At 72.8% G+C, this 25,892-nt stretch carries 23 protein-coding genes and 1 pseudogene; 15 read left to right on the forward strand and 9 right to left on the reverse strand.

Annotated features, from left to right (window positions below; translation table 11 throughout):
• Positions 1-63 precede the first annotated feature (63 nt).
• Positions 64-840 (forward strand): class I SAM-dependent methyltransferase, encoded by a 777-nt coding sequence (locus ACFY36_RS43095; RefSeq protein ID WP_499751715.1) that lies wholly within the window; start codon positions 64-66, stop codon positions 838-840.
• Here ACFY36_RS43095 and ACFY36_RS43100 read toward each other — a convergent pair.
• On the reverse strand, positions 821-1,534 hold the full coding sequence (locus ACFY36_RS43100) for a YqjF family protein (RefSeq protein WP_499751716.1): 714 nt from the start codon (positions 1,532-1,534) through the stop codon (positions 821-823). The two genes, ACFY36_RS43095 and ACFY36_RS43100, sit on opposite strands and share 20 nt — an antisense overlap.
• 86 nt (positions 1,535-1,620) lie before the next feature.
• On the opposite strand from ACFY36_RS43100, the gene ACFY36_RS43105 reads away from it, so the two are divergent.
• Positions 1,621-2,283, forward strand: a complete 663-nt coding sequence (locus ACFY36_RS43105) for an HAD family hydrolase (RefSeq protein ID WP_499751717.1) — start codon at positions 1,621-1,623, stop codon at positions 2,281-2,283.
• On the opposite strand, the gene ACFY36_RS43110 is transcribed toward ACFY36_RS43105, so the two are convergent.
• Both ACFY36_RS43110 and ACFY36_RS43115 read right to left on the reverse strand, forming a co-directional pair.
• The gene (locus ACFY36_RS43110) at positions 2,252-4,780 is read right to left on the reverse strand and encodes an ABC transporter permease (protein ID WP_499751718.1); all 2,529 of its coding nucleotides are present in this window, start codon (positions 4,778-4,780) and stop codon (positions 2,252-2,254) included. The genes ACFY36_RS43105 and ACFY36_RS43110 overlap by 32 nt on opposite strands.
• A complete protein-coding gene (locus ACFY36_RS43115; RefSeq protein WP_499751719.1) occupies positions 4,780-5,520 on the reverse strand; it encodes an ABC transporter ATP-binding protein in 741 nt (246 codons plus the stop codon). Before ACFY36_RS43115 ends, ACFY36_RS43110 begins: the two co-directional genes overlap by 1 nt.
• A 243-nt stretch (positions 5,521-5,763) precedes the next feature.
• On the opposite strand from ACFY36_RS43115, the gene ACFY36_RS43120 reads away from it, so the two are divergent.
• The 4 genes from ACFY36_RS43120 to ACFY36_RS43135 all read left to right on the forward strand — a co-directional run bounded on the left by ACFY36_RS43120 (position 5,764) and on the right by ACFY36_RS43135 (position 11,279).
• Positions 5,764-6,252, forward strand: coding sequence for a hypothetical protein (locus ACFY36_RS43120; protein ID WP_499751720.1), 489 nt, complete (start codon positions 5,764-5,766; stop codon positions 6,250-6,252).
• 23 nt (positions 6,253-6,275) lie between these two features.
• A complete protein-coding gene (locus tag ACFY36_RS43125) occupies positions 6,276-7,607 on the forward strand; it encodes a DUF4097 family beta strand repeat-containing protein (protein WP_499751721.1) in 1,332 nt (443 codons plus the stop codon).
• On the forward strand, positions 7,607-7,756 hold the full coding sequence (locus tag ACFY36_RS43130) for a hypothetical protein (RefSeq protein ID WP_499751722.1): 150 nt from the start codon (positions 7,607-7,609) through the stop codon (positions 7,754-7,756). The genes ACFY36_RS43125 and ACFY36_RS43130 overlap by 1 nt, the downstream gene beginning before the upstream one ends.
• Before the next feature lie 793 nt (positions 7,757-8,549).
• The gene (locus ACFY36_RS43135; RefSeq protein ID WP_499751723.1) at positions 8,550-11,279 is read left to right on the forward strand and encodes an ATP-binding protein; all 2,730 of its coding nucleotides are present in this window, start codon (positions 8,550-8,552) and stop codon (positions 11,277-11,279) included.
• Here ACFY36_RS43135 and ACFY36_RS43140 read toward each other — a convergent pair.
• Positions 11,276-12,076 carry an alpha/beta fold hydrolase gene (locus ACFY36_RS43140; RefSeq protein ID WP_499751724.1) on the reverse strand — a complete coding sequence of 267 codons (801 nt, stop codon included), beginning with the start codon at positions 12,074-12,076 and terminating at the stop codon, positions 11,276-11,278. The genes ACFY36_RS43135 and ACFY36_RS43140 overlap by 4 nt on opposite strands.
• 129 nt (positions 12,077-12,205) lie before the next feature.
• On the opposite strand from ACFY36_RS43140, the gene ACFY36_RS43145 reads away from it, so the two are divergent.
• The 4 genes from ACFY36_RS43145 to ACFY36_RS43160 are packed head-to-tail and all read left to right on the forward strand — an operon-like array spanning position 12,206 to position 15,610.
• A complete protein-coding gene (locus ACFY36_RS43145) occupies positions 12,206-13,051 on the forward strand; it encodes a patatin-like phospholipase family protein (RefSeq protein ID WP_499751725.1) in 846 nt (281 codons plus the stop codon).
• On the forward strand, positions 13,048-14,193 hold the full coding sequence (locus ACFY36_RS43150; protein WP_499751726.1) for a macrolide family glycosyltransferase: 1,146 nt from the start codon (positions 13,048-13,050) through the stop codon (positions 14,191-14,193). Before ACFY36_RS43145 ends, ACFY36_RS43150 begins: the two co-directional genes overlap by 4 nt.
• The gene (locus ACFY36_RS43155; protein WP_499751727.1) at positions 14,190-14,666 is read left to right on the forward strand and encodes a hypothetical protein; all 477 of its coding nucleotides are present in this window, start codon (positions 14,190-14,192) and stop codon (positions 14,664-14,666) included. Before ACFY36_RS43150 ends, ACFY36_RS43155 begins: the two co-directional genes overlap by 4 nt.
• Positions 14,663-15,610 (forward strand): hypothetical protein, encoded by a 948-nt coding sequence (locus ACFY36_RS43160; protein WP_499751728.1) that lies wholly within the window; start codon positions 14,663-14,665, stop codon positions 15,608-15,610. Before ACFY36_RS43155 ends, ACFY36_RS43160 begins: the two co-directional genes overlap by 4 nt.
• Positions 15,611-16,002: 392 nt before the next feature.
• Here the strand turns inward: ACFY36_RS43160 and ACFY36_RS43165 are convergent.
• The 4 genes and pseudogenes from ACFY36_RS43165 to ACFY36_RS43180 all read right to left on the reverse strand — a co-directional run.
• A pseudogene (locus ACFY36_RS43165) lies at positions 16,003-16,803 on the reverse strand (universal stress protein); the annotation flags it as partial.
• 58 nt (positions 16,804-16,861) lie between these two features.
• Positions 16,862-17,554 carry a LuxR C-terminal-related transcriptional regulator gene (locus ACFY36_RS43170; RefSeq protein ID WP_499751729.1) on the reverse strand — a complete coding sequence of 231 codons (693 nt, stop codon included), beginning with the start codon at positions 17,552-17,554 and terminating at the stop codon, positions 16,862-16,864.
• Positions 17,555-17,821: 267 nt separating this feature from the next.
• Complete coding sequence (locus ACFY36_RS43175) at positions 17,822-18,181, reverse strand: hypothetical protein (protein ID WP_499751730.1); 360 nt, start codon at positions 18,179-18,181, stop codon at positions 17,822-17,824.
• A 152-nt stretch (positions 18,182-18,333) separates the two neighbouring features.
• Positions 18,334-19,392 carry a RecB family exonuclease gene (locus ACFY36_RS43180; RefSeq protein WP_499751731.1) on the reverse strand — a complete coding sequence of 353 codons (1,059 nt, stop codon included), beginning with the start codon at positions 19,390-19,392 and terminating at the stop codon, positions 18,334-18,336.
• Between the two features lie 55 nt (positions 19,393-19,447).
• On the opposite strand from ACFY36_RS43180, the gene ACFY36_RS43185 reads away from it, so the two are divergent.
• The 3 genes from ACFY36_RS43185 (at position 19,448) to ACFY36_RS43195 (ending at position 22,248) form a co-directional block, all read left to right on the forward strand.
• Positions 19,448-20,602 (forward strand): site-2 protease family protein, encoded by a 1,155-nt coding sequence (locus ACFY36_RS43185; RefSeq protein WP_499751732.1) that lies wholly within the window; start codon positions 19,448-19,450, stop codon positions 20,600-20,602.
• Positions 20,599-21,591 (forward strand): tRNA (adenine-N1)-methyltransferase, encoded by a 993-nt coding sequence (locus tag ACFY36_RS43190; RefSeq protein WP_499751733.1) that lies wholly within the window; start codon positions 20,599-20,601, stop codon positions 21,589-21,591. Before ACFY36_RS43185 ends, ACFY36_RS43190 begins: the two co-directional genes overlap by 4 nt.
• 66 nt (positions 21,592-21,657) lie before the next feature.
• A complete protein-coding gene (locus ACFY36_RS43195) occupies positions 21,658-22,248 on the forward strand; it encodes a hypothetical protein (RefSeq protein WP_360254539.1) in 591 nt (196 codons plus the stop codon).
• Between the two features lie 91 nt (positions 22,249-22,339).
• Here ACFY36_RS43195 and ACFY36_RS43200 read toward each other — a convergent pair whose 3' ends face one another.
• Positions 22,340-22,633, reverse strand: coding sequence for a ferredoxin (locus ACFY36_RS43200; RefSeq protein ID WP_499751734.1), 294 nt, complete (start codon positions 22,631-22,633; stop codon positions 22,340-22,342).
• Between the two features lie 174 nt (positions 22,634-22,807).
• Between ACFY36_RS43200 and arc the strand changes: the two genes are divergently transcribed.
• Positions 22,808-24,589, forward strand: coding sequence for a proteasome ATPase (arc, locus tag ACFY36_RS43205; protein WP_499751735.1), 1,782 nt, complete (start codon positions 22,808-22,810; stop codon positions 24,587-24,589).
• Between the two features lie 69 nt (positions 24,590-24,658).
• Positions 24,659-25,885 carry an acyltransferase family protein gene (locus ACFY36_RS43210; RefSeq protein WP_499751736.1) on the forward strand — a complete coding sequence of 409 codons (1,227 nt, stop codon included), beginning with the start codon at positions 24,659-24,661 and terminating at the stop codon, positions 25,883-25,885.
• The last annotated feature ends 7 nt before the right edge of the window (positions 25,886-25,892 follow it).

The raw sequence follows: 25,892 nt of genomic DNA on the forward strand, positions 1-25,892 counted from the left end.
CCTACTGTGCGTCGGAAAACTGTGCAGTCGCTGTGTGGCGTCTGAGCGGTAGGTTTCTGCCCCATGAGCGTGCGTGAACGGCGAACGGTTTTCGGTGAGGCGGCCGACGAGTACGACCGGGTGCGGCCCGGATATCCCCAGCAGCTGGCCGGCGATCTGCTGGCCGAGGCCGGCCCCGGGCCGGTGCTCGAGGTGGGCGCGGGCACAGGCAAGGCGACCGCGCTGTTCGCCCGGCCCGGCGTCGACCTGACCTGTGTCGAGCCCGACACACGCATGGCGTGGCTGCTGCGGCGCAACGTGCCCGGCGTGACGGTGGTCGAGTCGCCGCTGGAGGACTGGCGGCCCGACCGGCCGTACGGGCTGCTCTTCAGCGCCCAGGCCTGGCACTGGGTCGACCCCGAGCGGCGCGCCGGCCTCGCCCTGGGCGCTCTGGCCCCGGGCGGCGTCTTCGCCCCGTTCTGGAACCTCTTCCTGGTCGCCGACCCGGCCCTGCACGCAGCGCTGGCCGAGGTCGACGCCCGGCACGGCCTCACCGAGGAGACCGCCCACCGGTTCCTGGCCGCCGAGGGCGCCATGCTCGCCGAGTTCGAGCAGGAGCTGCCCGCCACCGGAGCGACCGACGAGCGCTTCACCGGCCTGGAGACCCGCCGCTACGAGCGTGTGCTGACGTACGACGCGCAGACCTACCGCGACTATCTCAGCACGGTCTCCATGTACCGGATCCTCGAACCGGCCACGGCCGAGGCCGCCCTGGCCGACACCGCGGCCGTCATCGAGGAGCACGGCGGCCGCATCGAGTTCCAGGTCTGCACCGACGTCGTCATCGCCCGGAAGCGGTAGGCCCGAAGACGGCGGCGACGCCGGGGGAGAAGAGCACGCTGACGGGCGGTCCCGCCGGCGCCGGCAGCCCGGCCGCCGCGATGAGCCCGTCCGTCAGCGACTCGGCCGAGGCGTGGTGCAGCGGCCACGGCTGATGCTCGTTCGACAGGTGCATCGTGCGTCCCCAGGCCCGGTTGTGCAGCCCCCAGCGCGAGGTCAGGAACAGCTCCAACGGCGTCGGATCGGTCACCGGCGAACCGACCCGGATCGTCATCTCGCTGCCCGCGCGGGTACCCCAACGGCGCCGGGTCGAATACGTGACATCGTCCCCCTCTCTGCGCAGGCGCATGCGTGACCACACGTACGGCAGGCCGAGCGTGGCCCGCGCGACCAGGACCGGCACGAGGCGCGACGCCTCCATCGAGAGGAAGACGACGCCCCGGCGGCCTTCGGAGTCCACAGAGTAGAGACGGACGTTCGTCTCGAGGAAGCTACTTAAGTAGGGGATGCCCCGCATACGGAAGCCGATCAGCCCGACGTAGGTGAGGCCGTCGAACGTGTCGGGCACTGTCCCCGCGGGCATCAAGGGCGCGGCGAGCGCGGGCGCGAGCGGCCAATGCAGGAACGCCACCGAGAGCCACTGCTGCGCCAGCAGCGCCCGCCGCACCGGCCGGGGTGTGACGGACGTGACCGGCTCCAGTGAGACGTCTCTCATGCGCCAGACGCTACGCCGCGGCTCGGAGAGAATGGGACGGCAGACGACGATGGGAGCTCATTCTGAACGCGCGACGACCCGCAGCGGTGCTCTTCGACATGGACGGCACGCTGGTGGACAGCGAGAAGGTGTGGGAGATCGCGCTGCACGAGCTGGCCGCGCACGCCGGCGGGACGCTGTCCCCCGAGGCGCGCCACGCGATGATCGGCAGCAGCATGGCCAACAGCATGCGGATCCTGCGGGAGGATCTGGGCCAGCCCGGCCGGCCCGAGGCGCCCGACGTCGAGTGGCTCACCGACCGCGTCTTCGAGCTGTTCGGCGAGGGCCTGGTGTGGCGGCCCGGCGCCATGGAGCTGCTTCAGGCCGTACGCCTGGCCGGGCTGCCGACGGCGCTGGTCACCTCGACCGGCCGCCGCCTCGTCGAGGTCGCGCTCAAGACGCTGGGCGCCGAGAACTTCGACGTCGTGGTGGTCGGCGACGAGGTCACCATGCCCAAGCCCGACCCCGAGCCCTACCGGACCGCCGCCACCCTGCTCGGCGTGCCGATCGAGGACTGCGTCGCCATCGAGGACTCGCCGACCGGCGTGGCCAGCGCGCTCGCCTCGGGGGCGGCCGTGCTGGCCGTGCCGGCCGAACTGGAGCTCCCGCCCACCGACGGGGTCCACCTGCGCACCTCGCTGGTGGGGGTGGACCCCGACTATCTGGCGAGCCTGCTCGTCAGTCGTGGGCTATTGCCGACAGAACGTTGAGCCGGGCCGCGCGGATCGACGGCAGCACCGCCGCGAGCACGCCGACCAGGGCGGCCAGGCCCAGATAGAGGCCCATCCGTTCCCAGGGCAGCACCAGGTCGGTGATGCCCTCGCCGTCGAGCGCGCGGACCACCGCGGTGCCCAGCCCGGCGCCGACCACCACGCCGAGCAGCGCGCCGAACACCGAGATCACCACCGCCTCGACCGTGACCATGCGCATGGTCTGCGCCCTTCCCAGGCCAACGGCACGGAGCAGACCGAGTTCCCTCGTACGCTCCAGCACGCTCAGCGCCAAGGTGTTGACCACGCCGAGCACGGCGATGAGGATCGCCAGCCCGAGCAGCACCTGCACCATCGTGATGACCGTGTCGAAATCGCCGGACTGCTGCGCGATGAAGGCGCTGCGGTCGGTCGCGTTGACCTCCGGGCTGTCCGCGACCAGCTGCTTGACCTGCGGCAGCACCTGGTCGACGGGCACGCCGTCGTCGAGCCGGACGAAACCGAAGATCGGCTGGGTGAGCCCGAACTCCTTGGTCGCCGCGGCCGGCAGCAGATAGCTGCCGGGCATGCGGTCCTGGTCGTACGTCGCCGCAATCGTGTATTTGTGCAGCTCACCACGGGGCAACTGCACCTCGTGGACGCTGCCCACGGTCCAGCCGCGGTCCGTGGCCTCCTCCACGCTGACGGCCATCTGGTCGCTGCGCAACGTGGTCAGGCCCGGCGTCCCGAAGGTGTCGGCGAGCTGGGCCAGGTCGTCGGTGGCATTGACGTACGTCCGTTCGCCGTCGATGACCGCCTGGTCGTTCCAGACCCCCGCGACCGAGCGGACGCCCGTGATCTGCTGCGCCTTGGTCAGCACCCCCTCGTCGAACGTCGGCGGCCGGGGGCCGCTCTGCTCGCCCGAGACGACGATCTGCGCCTTGATGGTGTCCTCGGCCTGCGCGGCCAGGCTCTGCTTGGCCGAGTCCATGACCACGGTGACGCCGGTGACCAGGGCGATGCCGACCATCAGGGCGGCCGCGGTGATCGCCGTGCGGCGCGGGTTGCGGCCCGAGTTGAGCCGGCCCAGCCGGCCCGGCACCGACCACGAGAACAACCGGCCCAGCAGCGCCACCACCGGCTTCGAGATCACCGGCGTGAGCAGCGCGACCCCGATGAAGGTGACCAGCACGCCGGCCAGGATCAGCAGCAGCGAGCTCGCGCCGTACAGGCCGACGCCGAGCAGCGCCGCCCCGGCCGCGCCGACGATCGCGCCGGCCACGGTGACCTTCGTGAGCGGCCGGTCGGGCGTGGCGACGTCCTGCATCGCCGCGACCGGGGCGATCCGCGACGCCCGCAGCGCCGGCAGCACCGCCGCCACCACCGTCACGACGACACCGACGATCAGCGCGCTGAGGATCGCGGCCGGCGGCACACCGACCGTGGCCGGGCTCATGCCGCCGCTCATCCGGCCGAACAGCCAGACCAGCAGCGCGCCCACCCCGATGCCGGCGCCGAGCCCGAGCACGGCGGCGATCAGGCCGATCGCGACGGCCTCGGTCAGCACCGAGTTGATGACCTGGCGGCGGCTGGCGCCGAGCGCCCGCATCAGCGCCAGCTCCTTCGTCCGCTGGGCCACGATGATCGAGAACGTGTTGAGGATCAGGAAGATGCCGACGAACAGCGCCACCCCGGCGAAGCCGAGCAGGATGTTGTTGAAGAAGCTCAGCGCCTCCTTGAACCCGGCCGAGCTGTCCTCGGCCAATTGCTTTCCGGTCTTGACCTCGTACGCCTCGCCGAGATCAGCCGAGATCCGGTCCCGCACCGCCTCCGGCGTGGTGCCGCCGTCGACCCGTACGGTGACCTGGGTGAAAACGCCTGTCTGGCCGAGCATGGAACGCTGGGCGACCGGGGTGGTGAAGGCGACCTCCTGGACGCCGCCGATGGAGTCGCGGTCGTCGGTGTAGCCCCAGACGCCGACCAGCTTGAAGGTCTGCTTGGGCAGCTGGGTCAGCACCGCCACCTGATCGCCGACCTTGATGTTCGCGGCCTTGGCGACCTCGGCGTTGACCGCGATCTCGTTGTCGGCCGCCGGCCCGCGGCCCTGGCGCATCTCCATGATGGCATCGAGGCCGGTCCAGTTCGCGCCGATGCGCGGCGGGCCGAAGCTGGTCACCACCTTGCCGTCCGAGCCGATCACCCGGGCGCCGTCGGTGCCGACCATGCCGATCGCTTCCTTGACGCCCTCGACCTTGGCCACCTGGTCGACGACCGAGGCCTTGAGCGGCGTCGGCACCTCCTCGCCGTCCATCTCGGCCACGGCGACCTTCGGCTTCGCGGTCACCGCCACGTCGGTGGTCGCATAGCCCTCGGCGAACAGGTTGTCGAACGTACGCCCCAGCGTGTCCGTGGTGACGAAGGCGCCGGAGACGAACATGACGCCGAGCACCACGGCCAGGCCGGAGAGCACCAGCCGCAGCTTGCGCGCCAGCAGGCTCTTCAGCGTCGCGCGCAGCATCAGACCAGCACCTCCCCGGACTTCATCGCCTCGAGCACGGTCTCCGGGGTGGGGTTGTCGAGCTCGGCCACGATCTCGCCGTCGGCCAGGAAGACCACCCGGTCGGTGTAGCTGGCGGCCACCGGGTCGTGGGTGACCATGACGATGGTCTGTCCGTGCTCCCGCACGCTGTCGCGCAGGAACGACAGGATCTCGGCGCCCGACTTCGAGTCGAGGTTGCCGGTCGGCTCGTCCGCGAAGATCACGTCGGGCCGGCTGACCAGCGCCCGCGCGCACGCGACCCGCTGCTGCTGACCGCCGGAGAGCTGGCTGGGCCGGTGACCGAGGCGGTCCTTCAAACCGACCGTCTCGATCACGGTGTCCCACCACTGCGGGTCGGGCTTGCGGCCCGCGATGTCCATGGGCAGCCGGATGTTCTCGGCCGCGGTCAGCGTCGGCAGCAGGTTGAACTGCTGGAAGATGAATCCGACCCGGTCACGGCGCAGCCGGGTCAGCGCCTTGTCGCCGAGCCCGGTCACCTCCGTGTCGCCGATGTGCACGGTGCCGCGGGTGACCGTGTCGAGGCCGGCCAGGCAGTGCATCAGCGTCGACTTGCCACTGCCGGACGGGCCCATGATGGCCGTGAACCGGCCGCGGCCGAAGCTCGCGCTCACGCCGCGCAGGGCGACCACGCGGGCCTCCTCGGAGCCGTACACCTTCCACACTTGTTCGGCGCGCGCCGCCACCGATGTCCCGTTCATGCGTCCTGCCCCCTGGTAGGTGCGGTGCCGCCCCCGTCGGCCGGCCCCGCCTGTGGTCCGGCCGGGGCGTGTCCCCGGCCGGCCGACTCAGTGTTTCGGCGCACGAGGGCGGAAACGTCAGCCCAGGGGCGTATCGCGACGCGGAGATTTCGGTACGGGAAATCCGTAGGTGACATCAGGGTGGACCCTGAGATGTCACTGATGACGCTTGACTGACGTCACCTTTGACGTCATAGTGGTGCCATGGACCTGACGCCGTACCTCGAGACCCTCCGGGCGGACCTGGCCGCGGCCGCCGCCCCCGGCGGCCCCGAGACCACCCGCGCGGCCGAGCTGCTCGGCCACTCGCTCGAACCGTCGGCCCGTCTCGCCCTGCTCGAGGCGCTGGCCGACGCCGCGGCCGAGATCACCACCCGGCTGCGGGACGCCACCGTCGAGGTGCGGCTGCGCGGCCGCGAGGCCGACCTGGTCGTCACCCAGCACGCGCCGGAGCCCACCGCCGCGCCGGCCGCGCCCCCACCGCCGCCGGTCGACGGCGGCGACCTCACCCGGCTCACGCTGCGCATGCCCGAGGCCCTGAAGACCCACGTCGAGCAGACGGCCGCGGCCGAGGGCATCTCGGTGAACGCCTGGCTCGTGCGGGCGGTCACCGCCGCCGTCAACGGCCCGGCGGCCCCGCCGGCGTACCAGACGCGCAGCTCCAAGCGCATCACCGGATATTTCCAGGCCTGACCCCCTTTTCTCAGGAGACGCAGATGTACGAGTTCGAGCACCCGGCCCCGGTCGTCGTGGCGCTGCGGGCCCTCAACGGCACGGTCGACCTGGTCGCCGAGTCCCGCGACTCGGTGCAGGTCGACATCGAGCCGTTCGACGACAAGGGCCGCGACGACGCCGACCGCACCCGGGTCGTCCTCGAGGGCGACCGCCTGCTGATCGAGCCCCCCGGCGCCGACTCCGGATGGCGCCTGCGCCGCTCGCCGAAACTGCGCATCACGGCCCGCGTGCCACTGGGCAGCGCGCTGACCGGCCGCAGCACGTCGGCCGACGTCAGGGCGGAGGGCGTCTGGTCGGCGGTCGACCTCGACCTGGCCTCGGCCGACGTCGACCTGGCCGACGTCACGGGTGACGCCAAACTCCAGGCGGCCAGCGGCGACCTCCGGGTCCGGAGGGTGGGCGGCTCGCTGAAGGCGGAAAGCTCCTCGGGCGACCTCCGCATCGGTGACGTCACAGGTGACGTCAGCGCCAAGACGGCAAGCGGCGACATCCGCATCGACAGCATCGGAGGCTCGGTCCGCTCGACGGTGGCAAGCGGCGACATCGAGATCGGCCGCATGGTCAACGGCACGGGCGACATCCGGGCGGCCTCGGGTGACGTCACCGTGGGCATCACCCCCGGCACAAGGGTCTGGCTCGACTTGAGCAGCGCGTCGGGCCGCACGACAAGCGACCTGACCCCCGAGGCGTCGGCCCCGCCACCCCCGCCGCCGGGCGTGGGCATCGGCGCCTTCGTCGACCTGGACTCCTTGCCCGGTCTGTCGGCGGTGCCCGGCCTGAAGGCCATGCTCCAGTCCGTCCACGTGCCGACTTTCGGCTTCGAGCCCGGCCCCGGCCCCGACTTCCGCCCCGGCCCCGGTCCTGGCTTCCGGCCCGGCCCCGGTCCTGACTTCCGCCCCGGCCCCGGCGGCGTTCCCGGCCCGCCGCCGCCCACTGCCCCACCCGGCGCCCCGCACGCGCCTGGTGTTCCACCCGCGCCCAGCGCCTCGCCCGCGCCTGGTGTTCCGCACGCGCCCAGCGCCCCCTCCGCGCCCGGTGCCCCGCCTGCGCCCGGCTCCAGGTACGAGCACGGCCGCTTCGAGCCCGGTCCCGGATCTGAGCCTGGGCCTGGCACCGAGCCTGGCCCTGGCACCGAGCCTGGCCCTGGCACTGAGCCTGGTCCCGCATCCGCGTACGACCCCACGCCCGAGCCCGTGCCCGACGACGTCCTCCCGCCCGAGGCCGGCGCCCCCGGAACCATCGAGCTGCGGGTCCGCACGGCCAGCGGCGACATCCACATCTTCCGAGCCACCCCGAACAGGAAGGCAGCCTGATGCTCCCCGACAACCGCTTCGGCGTCGAGAACTCCGCCCGCGGCGTACGCCGCCGCCTCCTTTCCGGCCGCCAAGGCCGCGCCGACCGCTTCGCCCCGCCGGAGTGGCCCGTGAGCAGAGGCCCGACCCCGAACCCGCGCCGCGGCTGACCCGCCGCCGCCCGAACGCCCCGAGCCCCACTCGGGGCGTTCGCCGTGCCCACAGTCCGCGCGCCTGCCTCCCGCCCGCCTGCCTCCCGCCCGCCTGCCTCCCGCGCGCCTGCCTCCTTCGTGCCTGCCCCCGCTCGCCGCCTCCCGCGCCTGCCTCCCGCGCGTTTCTCCCGCGCGCCTGCCTCCGCACGCCGCCTCCCGCGCGCCTACCCCCGCACGTCGCCTCCCGCGCGCCTACCCCCGCACGTCGCCTCCCGCGCCACGGCTCTCGCGCGCCCCCGCTCCCGTCCTCGCCTCGCGCACGCCTGGCCCTCCGCGCTGATTGCTCCCGCGCCAGCTTCCCGCGCCCCGCCTCACCCTCCGCGCGAACTAGCCTCCTGCGCCTCGGCTCGGGCGTGGCCGCCTTCCGCGCGGTGCGTCTCGCGCGCGGTCACCTTCTGTGCCGCCTCCGCCCGCGTGGCCGCGCCTTCGCCCGCGTGGCCGCGCCGCCCGTGCGGCCGCGCCTTGGCCCGCGTGGCCGCGCCGCCCGCGTGGCCGCGCCGCCCGCGTGGCCGCGCCGCCCGCGTGGCCGCGCCGCCCGCGTGGTCGCGCCGCCCGTGCGGCCGCGCCTCCGCCCCTGCGGCTGCGCCTCCGTGTGCCATGCGAGTCCTGCGTTGGCATCCCTTGAGCCGGATGGTTGCCGAAATGTCCGTGATGTTCGGGCTGACTGTGGGGAAGGGCGGGCTCTCGGTGATCGGGAGGGCCTACCGCCAGCCCGTGATCAGGCTTTAGCCTCAGGGCGGGGGATTGAGCCATGACGAGCCGTGCCGCACCGCGCGGGCTCCGCGGGCGGCGGGCGGAGTGCGCGGTCCTGGATCGACTGATCGCCGACGTGGGGGCCGGGCGGGGCCGGGCCCTGGTGATCCACGGTGAAGCCGGGGTCGGAAAGTCGGCTTTGCTGCGGTACGCCGGAGGGCGCGCCCCCGCCTGCCGGGTGGCGCTCGCCTCGGGGGCCGAGTCCGAGATGGAGCTTCCCTTCGCCGGGCTGCACCAGTTGTGCGCGCCCATGCTCGACGCCCGCGATCGGCTTCCGGAGCCGCAGCGGGACGCTCTTTCGGTGGCCTTTGGCCATGCGGCCGGGCCGGCGCCCGACAAGTTCCTGGTCGGGGTGGCCGTCCTCAGCCTGCTCGCCGCCGTCTCCGAGGATCAGCCGCTGCTCTGCCTGATCGACGACGCGCAGTGGCTCGACAGCACGTCGGCGCAGACCCTCACCTTCGCCGCCCGGCGGCTGCTGGCCGAGCGGGCCGGGGTGGTCTTCGCGATTCGTGAGGCGGCGGCCGGGCCGGCCTGGCGCGGCCTGCCCGATCTGCCGGTCGGCGGCCTTTCCGACGAGGATGCGCGCGCCCTGCTCGACTCGGCCGTTCCCGGGCGTCTCGACGAGCAGGTGCGCGACCGCATCGTCGCCGAGACCCGGGGCAACCCCCTCGCCCTGCTGGAGCTGCCCCGGGGGCTGACGGCGGCCGAGCTGGCCGGCGGGTTCGGCCGGCCGGACGCCCGGCCTCTCGACACCAAGATCGAGCGCAACTTCGCCCAGCGCGTACGGGCCCTGCCCGCCCCGGCCCAGACCGTGCTGCTCGCCGCCGCGGCCGAACCGCTCGGCGACGCCGGGCTGCTGCGCCGGGCCACCGGGCTGCTCGATCTGCCGGCCACCGCCGGTGCGCCGGCCGAGGCGGCGGGGCTGATCGAGCTGGGTTCGCGGGTACGGTTCCGTCACCCGCTCGTGCGGACGGCGGTCTACCGGGCGGCGTCCCCGGCCGCTCGCCGTGACGTACATCAGGCTCTCGCCCGAGCCACCGACGCCGCGACCGACCCCGACCGGCGGGCCTGGCACCGGGCCAACGCGGCCGACGAGCCCGATGAGGACGTCGCCGCCGAACTGGCCGGTTCGGCCGAGCGCGCCCAGCGCCGCGGCGGCGTCGCGGCCGCCGCCGAGTTCCTGCGGCGCGCCACCGAGCTGACCCCCGACCCGGCCACCCGCGCCGCCCGGGCCCTGGCCGCGGCCGAGGCCGAGATGCGCTGCGGCGCCTTCGAGGTCGCGCTGAAACTGTTGGTGACCGCCGACGAGGGCCCGGCCTCCGAATGGCACCGGGCCACCACGGCCCTGATGCGCGCCCAGATCGCCTTCGCGTCCGGGCACGACATGGTCGCGCCGCGGCTGCTGCTCGAGGCCGCCCGCCGGTTCGAGCCGCTGGACGCGGCCCTGGCCCGTGACACCTACCGCGACGCGATGGGCGCGGCCGTGCTCGCCGCCGATGGGGTGGCCGAGGTGGCCCGGGCGATCCGCGCCTCGCCGCGGCCCGAACGGCACCGCCCCGGCGACGATCTGCTGGACAGCCTGGCCGTGGCCCGCACCGACGGCTACCTCACCGCCGCCCCGCTGGTGCTCCGCGCGCTGACGGGCTTCCGTGCGGAGAGCGCCGGGGACGGCGATCAGGGCTGGCTCTGGCTGGCCGGGATGACCGCGGCCGACCTCTGGGACGACGAGACGTGGGCGGCCGTGACGCGGCGGCACGTCCGGGTCGCGCGGGCCGTCGGGGATCTCAGCGCGCTGCCGCTGACGCTGAGCTCGCTCGCCGTCGTCGAGCTGTTCGCCGGTGACGCCGCCGCGGCCGCGTCACGGGTCGCCGAGATCCAGGCGATCGGCGAGGCCACCGGCGTCGCGCTGGCCCCCTACAGCGCTTCGGCCCTGGCCGCCTGGCGGGGCGACGAGGCGGTCGCCGCCCCGCTGATCGAGGCCGGCATGGCCGACGCCGCCGCGCGGGGTGAGGCCGCCGCCATCCTCGCCCTGAACTGGGCGCGGGCGGTGCTGCTGAACGGCCTGGGCCGCTACCAGGAGGCGATTCCGGCCGCCCGGGCCGCCGCCGCCCACCCGATCCACTCGGCCATCGTCTACTGGGCGCTGGGTGAGCTGGTCGAGGCGGCCGTGCGCAGTGGCGACCCGGGAACCGCCGGGGAGGCGTACGACCGCCTGGCCTCGACCGCCCGGGCCAGCGGAACCGACTGGGCTCTCGGCTCGCTGGCCCGCGCCGGCGCCCTGCTGGCCAGTGACGGCGGCGAGGCCGACGTCCTGTACCGGCGGGCGATCGATCATCTGGGCCGGACCCGGATCCGGACGGAGACGGCCCGGGCCCATCTGCTGTACGGCGAGTGGCTGCGCCGCCAGAACCGCCGCCGGGCCGCCCGCGGCCACCTGCGCACCGCCTACGACATGCTCACGGCGGCCGGCGCCGGCGCCTTCGCCGAACGGGCCCGCCACGAGCTGGCCGCCGCCGGCGGGCCGGTCACCGAGGTCGCGACCCGGGCCGACGACGCCCTGACCGCGCAGGAGGCGCACATCGCCCGGCTCGCCGGGCGCGGCCTGACCAACCCCGAGATCGGGGCCCAGCTGTTCCTCAGCCCGCACACCGTCGAATGGCATCTGCGCAAGGTCTTCACCAAGCTCGGCATCACCTCCCGCCGGCAGCTGCGCCGCTCCGACTCCTAGCGGGCCCGCGCCGCCCGTTCGATGCCCTGAGCGACCGTCCGCGAGTCGGAGAGCAGTCCCAGGTGGCCGCCGCCGTACTCGATGATCTTCGATCCGGCCCGCAGGGCCATGGCGCGTTCGGCGGCGGGCGGGATGATCGCGTCGTGGGCGCCGATGAGGTACCACGACGGGATCGTCTTCCAGGCCGGCGCCCCGGACGGCTCGTTCAGCGCCCCGAGCGTTGCCGGCCGCTGGGTGGCCGCCACCAGCGCCTTGTCCCGGGCGTTCAGCCCGGTCGCGAAGGACGCGAACACCGTCGGCCTCTTCAGGTACAGGTCGGTGGCCGGCGTGGGCGGCAGCGTGGCCGGCACGAAGTCGAAGATCGTGACCGGGTCGGCCGAGAGCGCCGAGTCCGGCCCGGCCAGCGCGGTCGCGCTCTCTCCCGTGTCGGGTGCGAACGCGTTGACGTACACCAGTGCCTTGATGTTCTTCAGCCCGGTCGCCGCATTGGTGATCACGGCGCCGCCGTAGGAATGCCCGACCAGGACGACCGGCCCCTTCACCGACTCGAGATAGGCCCGGATGTACGCCGCGTCGCCCGGCAACGAGCGCAGCGGATTGGCGACCGCGACGACGGGATAGCCGTCGTCCAGCAGCCTCGGGATGACCTTGTTCCAGCTCGACGCGTCGGCCCAGGCCCCGTGCACCAGCACGACGGTCGGTTTCGCCGGCTGGGCCAGGGCGCCCTGCGCCGGCCCGAGGCCGAGCGCCGCGACCACCACCGCGGTGAGGGCCACCGCGAGCGATCTTCTGTTCATGGTTCCTCCTCCTGGATGGATCGGTCGGGATGCAGACCACGCGCCGGCGCTCTGGCGTGACACGGCTGTCACGGATTCGCGGGCCGGTGCGGTCTGAAGGGCGGACCGGTTCATAGAGAGGGGTGGATCATGGATGACCTCCTGCCTCGCCCCGTGGCCGTGGTGGTCGGCGGCGGCGGGGTGCTGGGCGCGGCGCACGCGGGGGTGGGGTACGCGCTGGAGCGGCGCGGCTTCGTCCCCGACCTCATCGTCGGCACGTCGGTCGGCGCCCTCACCGGCGCCATCGCCGCGGCCCACCCGGACCGGGCCGCGCCCTGGCTCGACCAGGTGTGGACCCGGCTGCGCCGGCGCGACGTCTTCCCGATCGGCCCCGCGCGGGCCGCCCTGTGCGGCGACGGCGGCCTGCGGCGGCTGATCGGCCGGGCCGGGCTGCCCCCGCTCATCGAGGATCTCCCGATCCCGTTCACGGCGGTCGCCACCGACCTCGTCACCGGCGGCGAGGTGCTGCTCGACCGCGGTGACCTCGAGTCCGCGCTGCTGGCCAGCGCGGCCATCCCCGGGATCTTCCCGCCGGTCGCCCGTGACGGCCGGCTGCTGGCCGACGGCGGGGTGATCGCCTACGTCCCGGTGCGGGCGGCGCTCGAAGCCGGCGCGGCCAGCGTGGTGGTGCTGTCGCTCGGGCCTTCGCGGTTCACCGCGCCGCCACCCCGGGCCGGCGCCATCGCCGCCCGGGCCGGCGAGCTGCTCTTCCGCCACCAGGTCGAACGCGATCTGGCCGAGGTGGCCCGGCACCTGCCGGTCGTCGTCCTGCCGACCGGTGTCGAGCGGTGGCCGTCGCCGTGGGACTTCGGGCACGCCCGCCGGCTGATCAGCACCGCCGCCGTCGCCGCCGGTGACTTCCTCGACCGGCTCCACGTGGACGGCCCCGGCCTCTACCGGGAGCGGGGCCGCGCGCTGACGGGGGCCGGGCGATGAGCACCGTCGCGTTCCTCAACATCGGCATGCACGGGCGGGTCAACCCGACCCTGCCGATCGTGGCCGAGCTGGTCCGGCGCGGGCACAGCGTCAGCTATCACACGCCGGCCGCGTTCGGTGACGAGATCGCGGCGGCCGGGGCCACCGTCCGCCCCTACCCGGGCGGCGATCTGGCGATCCCGGATCCGCCGACGCCGGCCGGGCTGGTCGCGGCGCTGGCCGGCATGGCCGTGCGGGTGCTGCCTGCCGTGCTGAGCGACCTGAGGTCCGTACGGCCGGATCTGATCGTGCATGATTCGGCCTGTCCCTGGGGTGCCGTGGCCGCCCGGGAGCTCGGCGTGCCGGCGGCCTCGACATTCACCACCTTCGCGTTCAACCGGGGGGCGCCCAGCCCGACCGCCGGATCCTGGGGACTTCTGCTCTCGCCGGGCTATCTGCGCTCCCGGCGGCGGCTGGGGCGCCGTGGGCTGCCGCTGGTCGACCTGGGCAACATCCGCCAGCCGCTCAACCTGGTCTTCACGTCGCGGGCGTTCCAGATCGGCGCCGCCGAGTTCGACGATTCGTACCGGTTCGTCGGCCCCAGCATCGGCGCCCGGCCGGCGATTCCCACCTTCCCCCTGAGCCAACTTCAAGATCCGGTGTTGTACGCCTCCCTGGGCACCGTCTTCAGCGCCGACCCCCGGCTGCTGCGCCGCTTCGCCACCGCCCTGGCCCCGCTGGCCGGAACCGTGGTCGTCGCCACCGGGCAGACCGATCCGGCCGCCCTCGGCGACCTGCCGGCCAACGTGCTGGCCCACCGGAGGGTGCCGCAGCCGGAGATCCTGGACCGCGCCGCGTTGTTCGTCACCCACGGCGGCATGAACAGCGTCAACGAGGCCCTGTACGCCGGGGTGCCGATGCTGGTCGTCCCGCAGGGCGCCGACCAGCCGCTGGTGGCCTCGCGCGTGCAGGCGCTGGGCGCCGGGCTGACGCTGGGGTCCGGTGACGTCGGCGCCCTCGCCCGCCGGCTGCTCGGCGAGCCCTCGTTCGGCCGGGCCGCGCGGGCCCTTCAAACCGCCCAGCGCGAAGCCGGCGGGGCCCTGCGCGCCGCCGACGAGCTCGAGGGCTACGCCGAGATCGGCCGCCGCCGGGCCGTCCGATGAGCACCGGGGTGGCCGTCGTGCTGCTGTTCGCCGGGCTGTCCGAGGCGCTGGGACGGGTGCTGCCGGTGGTGGCACGCCGGTCCGGGGCGTCGCGGTCGGCGGCGGTCGGCCTGCTGCTGTTCGGGGCCGTGGTCGACGCCACGGTCTTCACGCTGTGGCCGCTGACCGCGGGCGCCCTGCTCGGGCTGGCCCCGGGCGACGCCGTACGGCTGTGGACGCCGGGACTGGCGGCGCCGCTGCTGCTGGCCGCGGTTCTCGCCTTTCCGCTGCTCGGGCCGCTGCTGCATTTCCTGCTCCTGGTGGGTGTGGGCGCCGGCCTGGCCGGAGCGGTCGCGGCGGCCACGGAGCAGGGGTGGTGGACCGCGGCCGGCTGCGTGGCGGTGGCCGGGGTGGGGCTGGCCCTGGCCGTCGAGGCCGTCCGGCGGGTGGTCGCGCGGCTCACCCGGGTCTCACCAGGGACGGTGGCGGCGTGAGCGGGGTGCTGCTGGTGGTGCTGCTGGCCGGGCTGGGCCCGCTGCTGCTGGCGGAGGCGCTGCTGGCCCGGTTCGAGCTGATGACCTACGCGGCCCGCTGGCGTACTCCCGCCACCGCGCTGCCGCCCGGGATGCCGTACGCCCGGGGAGCGGAACCGGACCGCCCGCCCGCCGCCTATCTGGTCTATCTCGACGGCATCGGCAAACGGCGCTTCCGTGACACCCGCGACGGCGGCAAGCTCGTGCGCGCGGTCATCGAGGGCGCGCCGGAGCTGCGGGTCCTCGGCCAGGTGCTGCCGTACTCGCCGCTGGCCGACCCGCTGGCCGACCGGCGGGTGTGGACGTGGCTGCGCCACCGCGCCGGCCTGCTGCTGTTCCTGCACAACGTGATGCAGATCTTCATCGCCGCCGACCGCCGCTACCGGCCGCTCTACAACCGGGCGGTCGGCTCGCAGATCGCCGCGCAGCTCCGGCACGCGGGCTACGAGCCGGACTGCGGCATTCCGGTGGTGCTGCTCGGATACAGCGGCGGCGCGCAGCTCGCCCTGGGCGCGGTGGACGAGATCTGGACGCGGCTGCGGGCGCCGTTGTGGCCGATCACGCTGGGCGGCTTCCACAACGGCGCCAACGACCTCACCCACGCCGAGCACGTCGACCAGCTCACCAGCGGCGCCGACTGGATCGAGCGGACCGGGACGCGCATCTTCCCGCAGCGGTGGGCCCTGCTGCGATCCAGCGGCTGGAACCGGGCCCGGCGCGAGGGCAAGGTCGAGGTGCACCGGCTCGACCCGGCCACCCACGTCGGCCCGCTCAGCTACATCAGCCCCGGCGCGAAACTGCCGGACGGGCGCAGCCACCTCGACCGCACCGCCGCGACGGTGATCGAAATAGTCCGCACCCGTCACGGGCCGCTCAGGGACTCCGCCCGCTCCGGCCCGAAGTAGTGCACGGCATGTCCCCGCCGCTGCCGGACCAGACGCGCGATCTCGTGCTTCTCGTCCGGCCCGGCCGGGATCATGAAGGCCACCTCGCCCTTGCGCAGCCCCTCGTCGTACAGGTTGAGGATGGCGTCGTCGTACCCCCAGTTCTGGAAGAACCGGACGAACCGCGAATGCCATCCGTGCCGGCTGCCGTCACTGTCGAGGATCCGGACCCCTTCGGGCCCGTGCAGCACGGTCACGCCGGAGACGTCGACCCCGGCCGCCCGCAGATCCTCCAGCAGCTCGGCCATCAGCTGCCGGTCCGGCACGAGACCGGAGACCGCCTCGGCCGGCCGGTCGATGAACACGTCGACGTTGTCCGCCGGCTCACCCTTCTCCCGCAGCACGGCGGCCGCGCGCACGACCTCGACCGGGCAGGCCGCGTGATGCAGGAGAGCCTGGCTGACCGAGCCGAGCACGAGACCTTTGAAGGTGTCGCGTCCCCGGGCGCCGACGACGACGAGCCGAGCGGTCTTCGACCTTTCGATCAGAGCATGACGAGCGTTTTCCCGTACGGCCTCCGTCCGCACCGTCACGTCGGGATAGCGCTCGCCCCAGCCGGCCAGCGCCTCGCTGAGCAGCAGCCGGGCCCCCGGGCTGTCGTCACCGGCGAGCACGGCGACGAGATCGGCCCCGAGGAAGGCGCTCTGCTCGAACGCCGCCGCGACGGCCAGCCGCGAACCCTCGGACCCGTCGACACCGACCACGACGGGCCCGCCCGGATGGTCGTCACCGCGGACGACGAGGACCGGGCAGTGCGCGTGGGCGCTGGCGTGCACGGCCACCGACCCGATGATGAGCCCGCTGACGCCGCCCAGCCCGCGATCCCCGAGCACGAGAAGCGACCCTCCCCGCGACTCGTGCAGGAGTACGGGCGTGGCTGCCCCGTCGACCAGCGCCGTGGCAACCGGCACGCCCGGGGCGACGTCGCCGGCTACGGCGACCGCTTCGGCGAGCAGATCCTCGGCCTGATGCCTGAGCCCCGTCCCCGGCATGTCGTCGGCAACCGGCCCGACCCCCACGTGAAGGGACGGCCAGATGAAGGCGTGCACGATCCGCAGCGGAAGCCCGCGGCGCCGCGCTTGAAGGGCCGCGACCCGCACTGCGGCCAGAGATTGCTCAGATCCGTCGATACCCACGATCACCGGTGCGACCATGCTGCGCCTCCTAGTCTCGTCACGGAGACCCGGCCGGCCCCCGATTCGTGACAGCGCGTCAGGCGCCCGGCTTCACCAGCCCCGTCTCGTAGGCGAGGACGACGGCCTGGGTGCGGTCGCGCAGGCGCAGCTTGGTCAGGACATGACCGACGTGGGTCTTGATCGTGGTCTCGCTGACCCGCAGCGCGGCGGCGATCTCGGCGTTGGAATGCCCGCGGGCGACGTGCACGAGAACCTCGCGTTCCCGTTCGGTGAGCGCGTCGAGCTTGCCGGCAGTCGTGGTCTCGGGCGCCGGCAGAGCGTCGGCGACCCGAGCCAGGATCCGCGCCAGCACCGACGGTGTGATGACGGCACCGCCGGCGGCGACGGCCCGTACGGCCGCGATCAGCTCCGCGCCCGGCACGTCCTTGCTCAGAAAACCGGCCGCCCCGGCCGCGATGGCGGCGAGCACGTCGTCGTCGGTGTCGCCGGCCGCCATGACCAGCACCCGCACGGGCAGCCCGGCCCCGGTGACGGCCCGGGTGACCCCGAGCCCGTCGACGCGCGGCAGCACCAGATCGGTGATCAGCACATCGGGCAGCAGCCGCCGGGCGAGATCGACCGCTTCGCCGCCGTCCCCCGCTTCCCCCGCCACCACGATCTCGGCCGCGCCGCCGCCGGCCGGGGCCGCCGTGAGAACCATCCGGAGCCCCGACCGCTGCATGGGCGCCGCATCGGCCACCAGAATCCGCAGCGGTCGCGGGGCGGTCACCGGCACTCCAGGCCAACAGCGGCGTACATGGCGGCCACCCTAAGCGATCGCCGTAACCCCGGGCGACGTCCACCCGGGCCCGGCGTCCCCGGTCACCCGCCTGTAGCGCCATCGTCGGCCGGCGTCCACCATTGACCGGCGGCCTTGGGTCACCCACCCCCGAGCGACGCCCCTCCTCACCGGGGGCGCCCTGTCACCCCCTCCCGAGCGACGCCCCCTCTTTCACCGGGGGCGCCCTGTCACCCGCCGGCTAGCGACAGCGTTGACTCACCGGGCGGCGGTTGCACCCGGCAGGCCGAAGGTTTCCTGGGCGATGGGCCACCAGTGCCGTTCGGCCAGCAGCGCCGGGGCCTCCGCGGCGGCGATCCACGTGCCGGCGCCCTCGGCCGGGGCCAGGGCGGGATCGCGCGGCGTGAAGACCGGGACATGCGCCAACGGCACGGGCAGCCGGTAACCCTCGTCCGGCTCCGGGACGATGTTGCGGACGTAGCCGACGCACCGCGTCTCCACGCCGCCGCCGAACGTGGCGGCCTGGGGCGCCTCCGCCGCCCGCGACGAGCCGCCGGCCTCGGGGCGCCTTTGCGCGGCGGGCAGGTATTGCCGGGTCAGGCGGGACACACCCTCCATTGCCGACAATCCCTCCAGGAACAGCGTAGGAATGTCGAAGCCCTGTCGCCGGCCCACACCTCGGCCGTGCTGCCCGCGGGCAGCCACGCGGCGTCGGGGAGGGACCGGATCAGGCGTGGAGACCCGTACTGGCGGGTGGTCATGATGGGCCGTCAGGCCAGGCGGTCGTCGTCGGTGGGGGTGGTGTCGATCTGGAGGACGTCGGGGGCGGCGGGGAACGGCGGTGGGGTGCCGCCGAACTCGGGGCACAGCGCCTGGTGGTTGCACCAGCCGCAGAGACGGCTGGGTTTGGGGCGGAAGTCCTGGTCGCGCTTGGCCCGTTCGATGGCGGCGGACAGGGCGACCAGGGTGCGCTCGAATCTCTCCAGCTCCTCGGCGTCGGGGCTGTAGTCGAGGGCCTCGGCGTCCTTGAGGTAGAGCAGGCGCAGGACGCGGGGGACGACGCCCTGGGTGCGCCACAGGACCAGGGCGTAGAACTTCAGCTGGAACAGGGCCCGGCCCTCGAAGGCCTCACGCGGGGCGCCGCCGGTCTTGTAGTCGACCACGCGCAGGTCGCCGGCGGGGGAGATGTCGAGGCGGTCGATGTATCCACGGATCAGCAGCTCGTCGTCGATCAGCGTGGAGACCAGGCTCTCGCGCTGGGCCGGCTCGAGGCGGCGCGGGTCCTCGACCGCGAAGTAGCCGGGCAGCAGGGCCCGGGCGCTGTCGAGAAAACGGGCCAGCCGGGCGGCCTCATCGGCCTCGGCCACCTCGACCAGCGCCGCCTGACCGGGAATCGGCGAAACAGGAGCGCCGAGGCCGGCGGGGTCACCGGAGGCGGCGGGGGAGCCGGTGGCGTCGGCCTCGGCGGCCACGGCGGCGGGGTCGGTCACGCCACGGGGCGGTGCCGCGTTCAGGATCTCGGCCGCCCGGGGCTCCTCGGCCAGGACCCGCTGCCAGGCCGGCTCGACCAGGGCGGCCGCGGCCTCGGGGGTGCGCTCGGCGGCGGGCAGGTCGAACAGGCTCTCCAGCACCGCGTGGACCAGCGTGCCCCGCACCTGGTCGGCCGACGGCTGCTCGGGCAGCTTGTCGATGGTGCGGAAGCGGAACAGCAGCGGGCACGTCTTGAAGTCGGCCGCCCGCGACGGCGACAGCGAAGGCCCGGCCGGCCGGTCGGTGGAGTCCCGGCGGGAGGAGCCGGGCGGGGGTGGGGAGACCGTGGGTGCTGTCATGTCCAAGAGGCTAGGGCAGGGGTACGACGAAAACCGACTCCGTAGCATCGACGGCGTGGACGAGAGCAGGACGACACCCAGGAACCGCCGCGGCGCCCGGCCGGTGGGGCACGTCCTGGGCATCCCGGTCTTCGTGAACGGATCGATGATCCTGCTCGCCGTGCTGGTCACCTATGTGTACGGCAACTACGTGCGCGACGGCCTCGCCCTGCCCGGCCCGGTGGCGTACCTGGTCGGCTTCGGTTTTGTGATCTGCCTGCTCGGCTCCGTGCTGCTGCACGAGCTGGGTCACGCGCTGACCGCCCGACGCTTCGGCATCGGGGTGCGCGGCATCACGCTCGAGCTGCTCGGCGGCTGGACCGAGATGGACCGCGACGCGCCCACCCCGCGGATCGACGCCCTGGTCAGCCTGGCTGGGCCGGCCGTGTCCCTGGTGCTCGGCGGGCTGGCCACCGCGGCCACGGTGGCGCTCCCGGACCGTACGACAGCGGGTCAGATCGCCTTTCAGCTCGCCGCCAGCAACATCCTGGTCGCGCTGTTCAACGTGCTGCCCGGATTGCCGCTCGACGGCGGCCGGGCGCTGCGGGCGGGGCTGTGGGCGCTGATCAAGGACCGGAACCGGGCCACCGAGGCCGCCGGCTGGGCCGGGCGGGTCCTGGCCTTCGGCACCGCCATGGTCGCCCTGTGGTTCTACCAGCTGGGCACGCTGACCCTGTTCGGCATGCTCTTCGTCCTGCTCGTCGTCTTCACGCTGTGGCAGGGCGCCGGCCAGTCGATCCGGCTGGCCCGGATGACCCGGCGCTTCCCGCTGGTGAAGCTGCGCGAGCTGGCCCGCCCGCTGCTCACCGTGCCCGCCGGCACCCCCCTCGGCGAGGCGCAGCGGCGCCGTTCGGAGGACCCGCGGCCGAACGTGGTGCTGGCCGTCTCGGACTCGGCCGGTAATCTCACCGCACTGGTCGACCCGGTCGCCGCCGAGCGGGTTCCCGTGGATCGCCGCCCGTGGGTGGCGGTGGACAGCGTGTCGCGCTCGCGTGACGCGGTGCCCGCGCTGCCGCTGGACCTCAGCGGCGAGCAGGTGGTGCGCGCCCTCCAGGCGCATCCCGCCGCGCAGTACGTGGTCATCTCCGGCGACGATGTCGTCGGGGTGCTCCGCGTCGGCGACGTCGCCCAGGTGCTGGAACCCCGACGACCTATCAAGCAACGGAAGTGAACGAAGCTGTGACCCTTACGCCTGCCGCCGTCGACACCGACTCGCTGCCCGCCCACCGCGGGCCGTTCCGGGAGGGCGATCGCGTCCAGCTCACGGACCCGAAGAACCGGATGCACACGATCGTGCTGCAACCGGGCAAGGAGTTCCACACGCACCGGGGCGCGCTCGCCCACGACGCCCTGATCGGGCTGCCGGACGGCAGCGTGGTGACTTCGTCCGGTGGTACGGCCTATCTCGCGCTCCGCCCGCTCCTCAGCGACTATGTGCTGTCGATGCCGCGCGGCGCCCAGGTCATCTATCCCAAGGATGCGGCCCAGATCGTGGCCATGGGCGACGTCTTCCCCGGGGCCAAGGTGCTCGAGGCCGGCGTCGGCTCGGGCGCCCTGTCGATGTCGCTGCTGCGCGCCATCGGCACCGGGGGCGAGCTCCACTCGTACGAGCTGCGCGAGGACTTCGCCGCGATCGCCCGCAAAAATGTCGAGGCCTTCCTGGGCGGCCCCCACCCGGCCTGGCACGTGCACCACGGCGACGTGGCGACCAACACCGAGACCGGTTTCGACCGGATAATCCTGGACATGCTGACCCCGTGGGAGGCGCTCGACATGGTCGAGCGCTCGCTCATCCCGGGCGGAGTTTTCATCGGCTATGTGGCGACCACGCCGCAGATGTCCGAGTTGGTGGAGGCGCTGCGCGAGCGCGGCGGCTGGACCGAGCCGCGGGCCTGGGAGTCGCTGGTGCGCGACTGGCACGCCGAGGGCCTGGCCGTGCGCCCCGACCACCGGATGATCGCGCACACCGCGTTCCTGGTCTCGGCGCGCAAGCTCGCCCCGGGTGTCACCGCCCCGCCGCGCCGGCGCAAGCCGAGCAAGGGCGCCGAGGCGTACGCGCTGCGCCGCGCCGCCCAGGCCGCGCTGGCCGCCGCGGCCGTGGCCGAGATCGATGACACTCGCTCGGACGACGAGAGCCCCGAAGAGGCCCCGGAGATGTGACGGCACCCACCGGGTTCGGGTAGCTTCCAAGCGGCACGAATTACCGGGGAGGATCGGGTGGGCGCTATGAGTTCTCCGCCGTTCGGCGGCAGCAACGAGATGCCGGCTGTCTTCCCCGACTGGTCGCCCTACCAGGACCTCGACTCGGCCGCCCGGGCCTATCTGCGCGACCCCGAGGTGGCGCTCGACGCGCTCTTCGGGGTCCTGCGCGGCGCCTCGGTGCTCTGCTTCACCCTGGAGCGCTTCGTCAACGAGGTGAACGGCGTCTGGCAGGAGGTCGTCATCTGTGACGGCAGCCGCCTGGTGCTGTGGCACGGTGAGGATGTGGCGCCCGGTGATGGCCCGGTCGGCTCGATGACCTCGTCGCTGCGGGTGGTGCCGCTGTCCACGGTCACCGAGGTGGGCTGCCGGCGGCGGCTCACCCGCACGTCCAACGGGCAGGCCCGGGTCGACAGCATCGACGTCTACCTGCTGTTGAGCTCGGTCGACGACGCGGTGCCGCCGCCCGGCATGGACGAGGGCGAGTCCCGGCAGACGATCCGGCACGACGCGCTGCGCTTCGGCAAGACGCTCGACGACGGCGGACCCGGACAAATCGCCCGACTTGAGGAGTTTTCGCGCGTCGTCGCCTCTCTGGTGGGACGGCCGACACTCTAAACTTCGGTTTCCGGCGTGTGACTTTTTCCGCGAATTCACGACTGAACCCCCGGGCCGTCGGGGAGCGGAAAACGGCCGTACGTAAAGAGTCTCAGGCGGCGTCGGGGCCGGCGATCTCGACGTCGTCGGCGCGCCGCACGACGTGGATGCAGTCGCCGGGACACTCCTTGGCCGAGTCGATCACCTCGAGCAGCAGCCGGGACGGCACGGCCGTGCGCTCACCGGGGGATTGCAGCAGCTCACCGGCGGTGTCCTTGACGTAGGCGAGTCCGTCGATGTCGAGCTCGAAGACCTCCGGCGCGTACTGCACGCAGAGCCCGTCACCGGTGCACAGGTCCTGATCGACCCAGACCTGCAGCTCGTCGTTACCGGTCTGTGCCGACACCCGTACCTCCCGCGAATAGCCCCTCGCCGACCGTACCGGAACCCTCCGACAAGTCACTTGCGAGGACCAGCCGAATGGATCAAGACTCGGTGACGAGGGTGTTGCATGGGTCGAAATCCGGCCCGCAGCGGCTAGTGTTAACCCAAGACGTTCGAGCCCCCGGGGAGGTGGGACGTGGCACGCAGCGACGAGGCGGACAACCGCGCCGCACGTTGGGAAAAAGAGGCCAACGATCTCTCCAGCCAGGTCGCGTTCCTGCAGGAGGAACTCGCCCTTGTCAGGCGGAAGTTGACCGAAAGCCCACGACACGTCCGGCAGCTCGAGGAACGGCTTGCGGCGACGCAGGCGCAGCTGGCCCGAGTGACCGAGAACAACGACCGGCTCGTGGCGACCTTGAAGGAAGCCCGGGCCCAGATCGTCACTCTCAAGGAAGAGATTGACCGGCTCGCCCAGCCGCCCAGCGGCTACGGCGTATTCCTGGAACTGCACGAGGACGGCACCGTCGATGTCTTCACCGGCGGCCGCAAGCTCCGTGTGGCGGTCTCGCCGTCCCTGACGGTCGAAGACCTCCAAAAGGGCCAGGAAGTCCTGCTCAACGACGCCCTCAACGTGGTCGACGCCTTCGGCTTCGAGCGCACCGGCGAGGTCGTCACCCTCAAGGAGGTCCTCGCGGGCCCCGACGGGGAGCGCGGCGACCGTGCTCTGGTCGTCTCGCACGCCGACGAGGAGCGCATCGTCTCCCTGGCCGACTCGCTCGAGATCAGCAAGCTCCGCGCGGGCGACTCGCTGATGATCGAGCCGCGTTCGGCGTACGCCTACGAGCGGATCCCCAAGAGCGAGGTCGAGGAGCTCGTCCTCGAGGAGGTCCCCGACGTCGACTACACCGACATCGGCGGTCTGCACTCGCAGATCGAGCAGATCCGCGACGCGGTGGAGCTGCCGTTCCTGCACGCCGACCTGTTCCGGGAGCACCAGCTGCGCCCGCCGAAGGGCATCCTGCTCTACGGCCCGCCCGGCTGTGGCAAGACCCTGATCGCCAAGGCGGTGGCCAACTCGCTGGCCAAGAAGATCGCCGAGCGCCGGGGCGAGGAGAAGCACACCAGCTACTTCCTCAACATCAAGGGCCCGGAGCTGCTGAACAAGTACGTCGGTGAGACCGAGCGGCACATCCGCCTGGTCTTCCAGCGGGCCCGTGAAAAGGCCGGCGAGGGCACCCCGGTGATCGTGTTCTTCGACGAGATGGACTCGATCTTCCGGACCCGTGGCTCCGGTGTCTCCAGCGACGTGGAGAACACGATCGTTCCTCAGCTCCTCAGCGAGATCGATGGCGTCGAGGGCCTGGAGAACGTGATCGTGATCGGCGCCTCCAACCGCGAGGACATGATCGACCCGGCCATCCTGCGGCCGGGCCGGCTCGACGTGAAGATCAAGATCGAGCGCCCGGACGCCGAGGCGGCCAAGGACATCTTCGGCAAGTACATCCTGTCCGGCCTTCCGCTGAGCACGGACGACCTGGCCGAGCACGGCAACGACGCCGACGTCACGGTGGCCGCGATGATCGACGCCGTGGTCATGCGGATGTACACGGAGTCCGAGGAGAACCGCTTCCTGGAGGTCACCTACGCCAACGGTGACAAGGAGGTCCTGTACTTCAAGGACTTCAACTCCGGCGCGATGATCCAGAACATCGTGGACCGTGGCAAGAAGATGGCCATCAAGGAGTTCCTCACCTCCGGCAAGAAGGGGCTGCGCCTGCAGCACCTGCTCGACTCCTGCGTCGACGAGTTCCGCGAGAACGAGGACCTGCCCAACACGACCAACCCCGACGACTGGGCCCGCATCTCCGGCAAGAAGGGCGAGCGGATCGTCTACATCCGCACGCTCGTCTCCGGCGGCAAGGGCGCCGAGGCCGGCCGCTCCATCGAGACGGCCAGCAACACCGGTCAGTACCTGTAACGACGGTTATCGGGCGCGGGCCGGGGGTTTCCCCCGGCCCGCGTTCTCGTTCTACCCACCATGAGACGCATGGCGTGGCTGGACGCGCTCCGGGGCTACGCCGCGCTGACGGTCGTCCTCTTTCACCTCAGCCCGCAGATCATCGGCGTCGAGCGCCACATGGCGATCTACCGGCAGATCGACCTGGGTAAGTACGCGGTACTGCTGTTCTTCCTGGTCAGCGGGTACGTCATCCCGATGTCGCTGGAACGCCACGGCTCGCTGCGCCGGTTCTGGACCGGCCGCCTGCTGCGGATCTACCCGGCCTATCTGGTCACCATCGCCCTGGTCACCCTGCTGGTCACGGCGGGCCTCATGCACTGGCCGGGCTCCCTGCGCACCGAGACGGTCACCGGCGTCCTCGCCCACGCGAGCATGACCCCCGACCTGGCCGGGGTGCGCGGTGTGGTCCGGGTCTTCTGGACCCTGTCGTACGAGATGGTGTTCTACCTGATCGTCACCGGGCTCCACGCCTGGCGGCTGCACCGGCTCAGCGCCTGGTGGGCGGGCGGGCTGGCCCTGGTCGCGCTGCTGGCCGGGCCGCACCTGCCCGACGACCTGTTGGGCGGTTCCTTCGCGCACCGGCGCGCACTCGCAGGCGTACTCCTGCTGATTCTGGTTTTGGTTGTTCTTGCTTGTCTGAAGCAGCGCTGCCTCAAGGCCGCCGGCGTGCTCGGCCTGGCCGTCGTGTTTGTTCCGGCGCTCAACGGGCATCCCAACGCCGGCAGCACCGTCGCCTCCTCACCGCAAGCCCTGACGTTCCTGGCGGTGATGTTCGCGGGCACCGTCGTCTACCGGTGGCAGCACGGGCAGATCGGCCGCTTCGCCGGCCTCACCGCCCTGACGATGGTCACTCTCGGACTCCTCGGTTCTCAGAGGACGTACGCCACCACGGCCGCCCTGATCGCCACGGTCCTTTTCGCATACGCCATGCGAAACCGGACCATGCCTCTCGTTTTGCCGTGGCTCGGACAGATCAGCTACTCGCTGTATCTGCTGCACGTCGTGCTGCTCTTCCTTATGCTCCGCCTCGTCCCGGAACTCGGGACGCAGCCCGTGCCCGTACGGCTGCTCGCAGGGATTACGTACCTCACCTCGGCGATAGGGCTGGCGTGGCTGTCGTACCGAATGGTGGAACTTCCGGCCCAAGCCCTGGCCCGCAAGATCTCCGGGGGCGGCTCGGGGAGGCCGATAACGGCCACCGAGCGTGCTTTACCGGGCACGGGCCGGGGCGAGAACCAGCGCCAGAGCGTCTAGGCTCGGT

Source organism: Actinoplanes sp. NPDC000266, assembly GCF_042899005.1.
Lineage (GTDB): Bacteria > Actinomycetota > Actinomycetes > Mycobacteriales > Micromonosporaceae > Actinoplanes.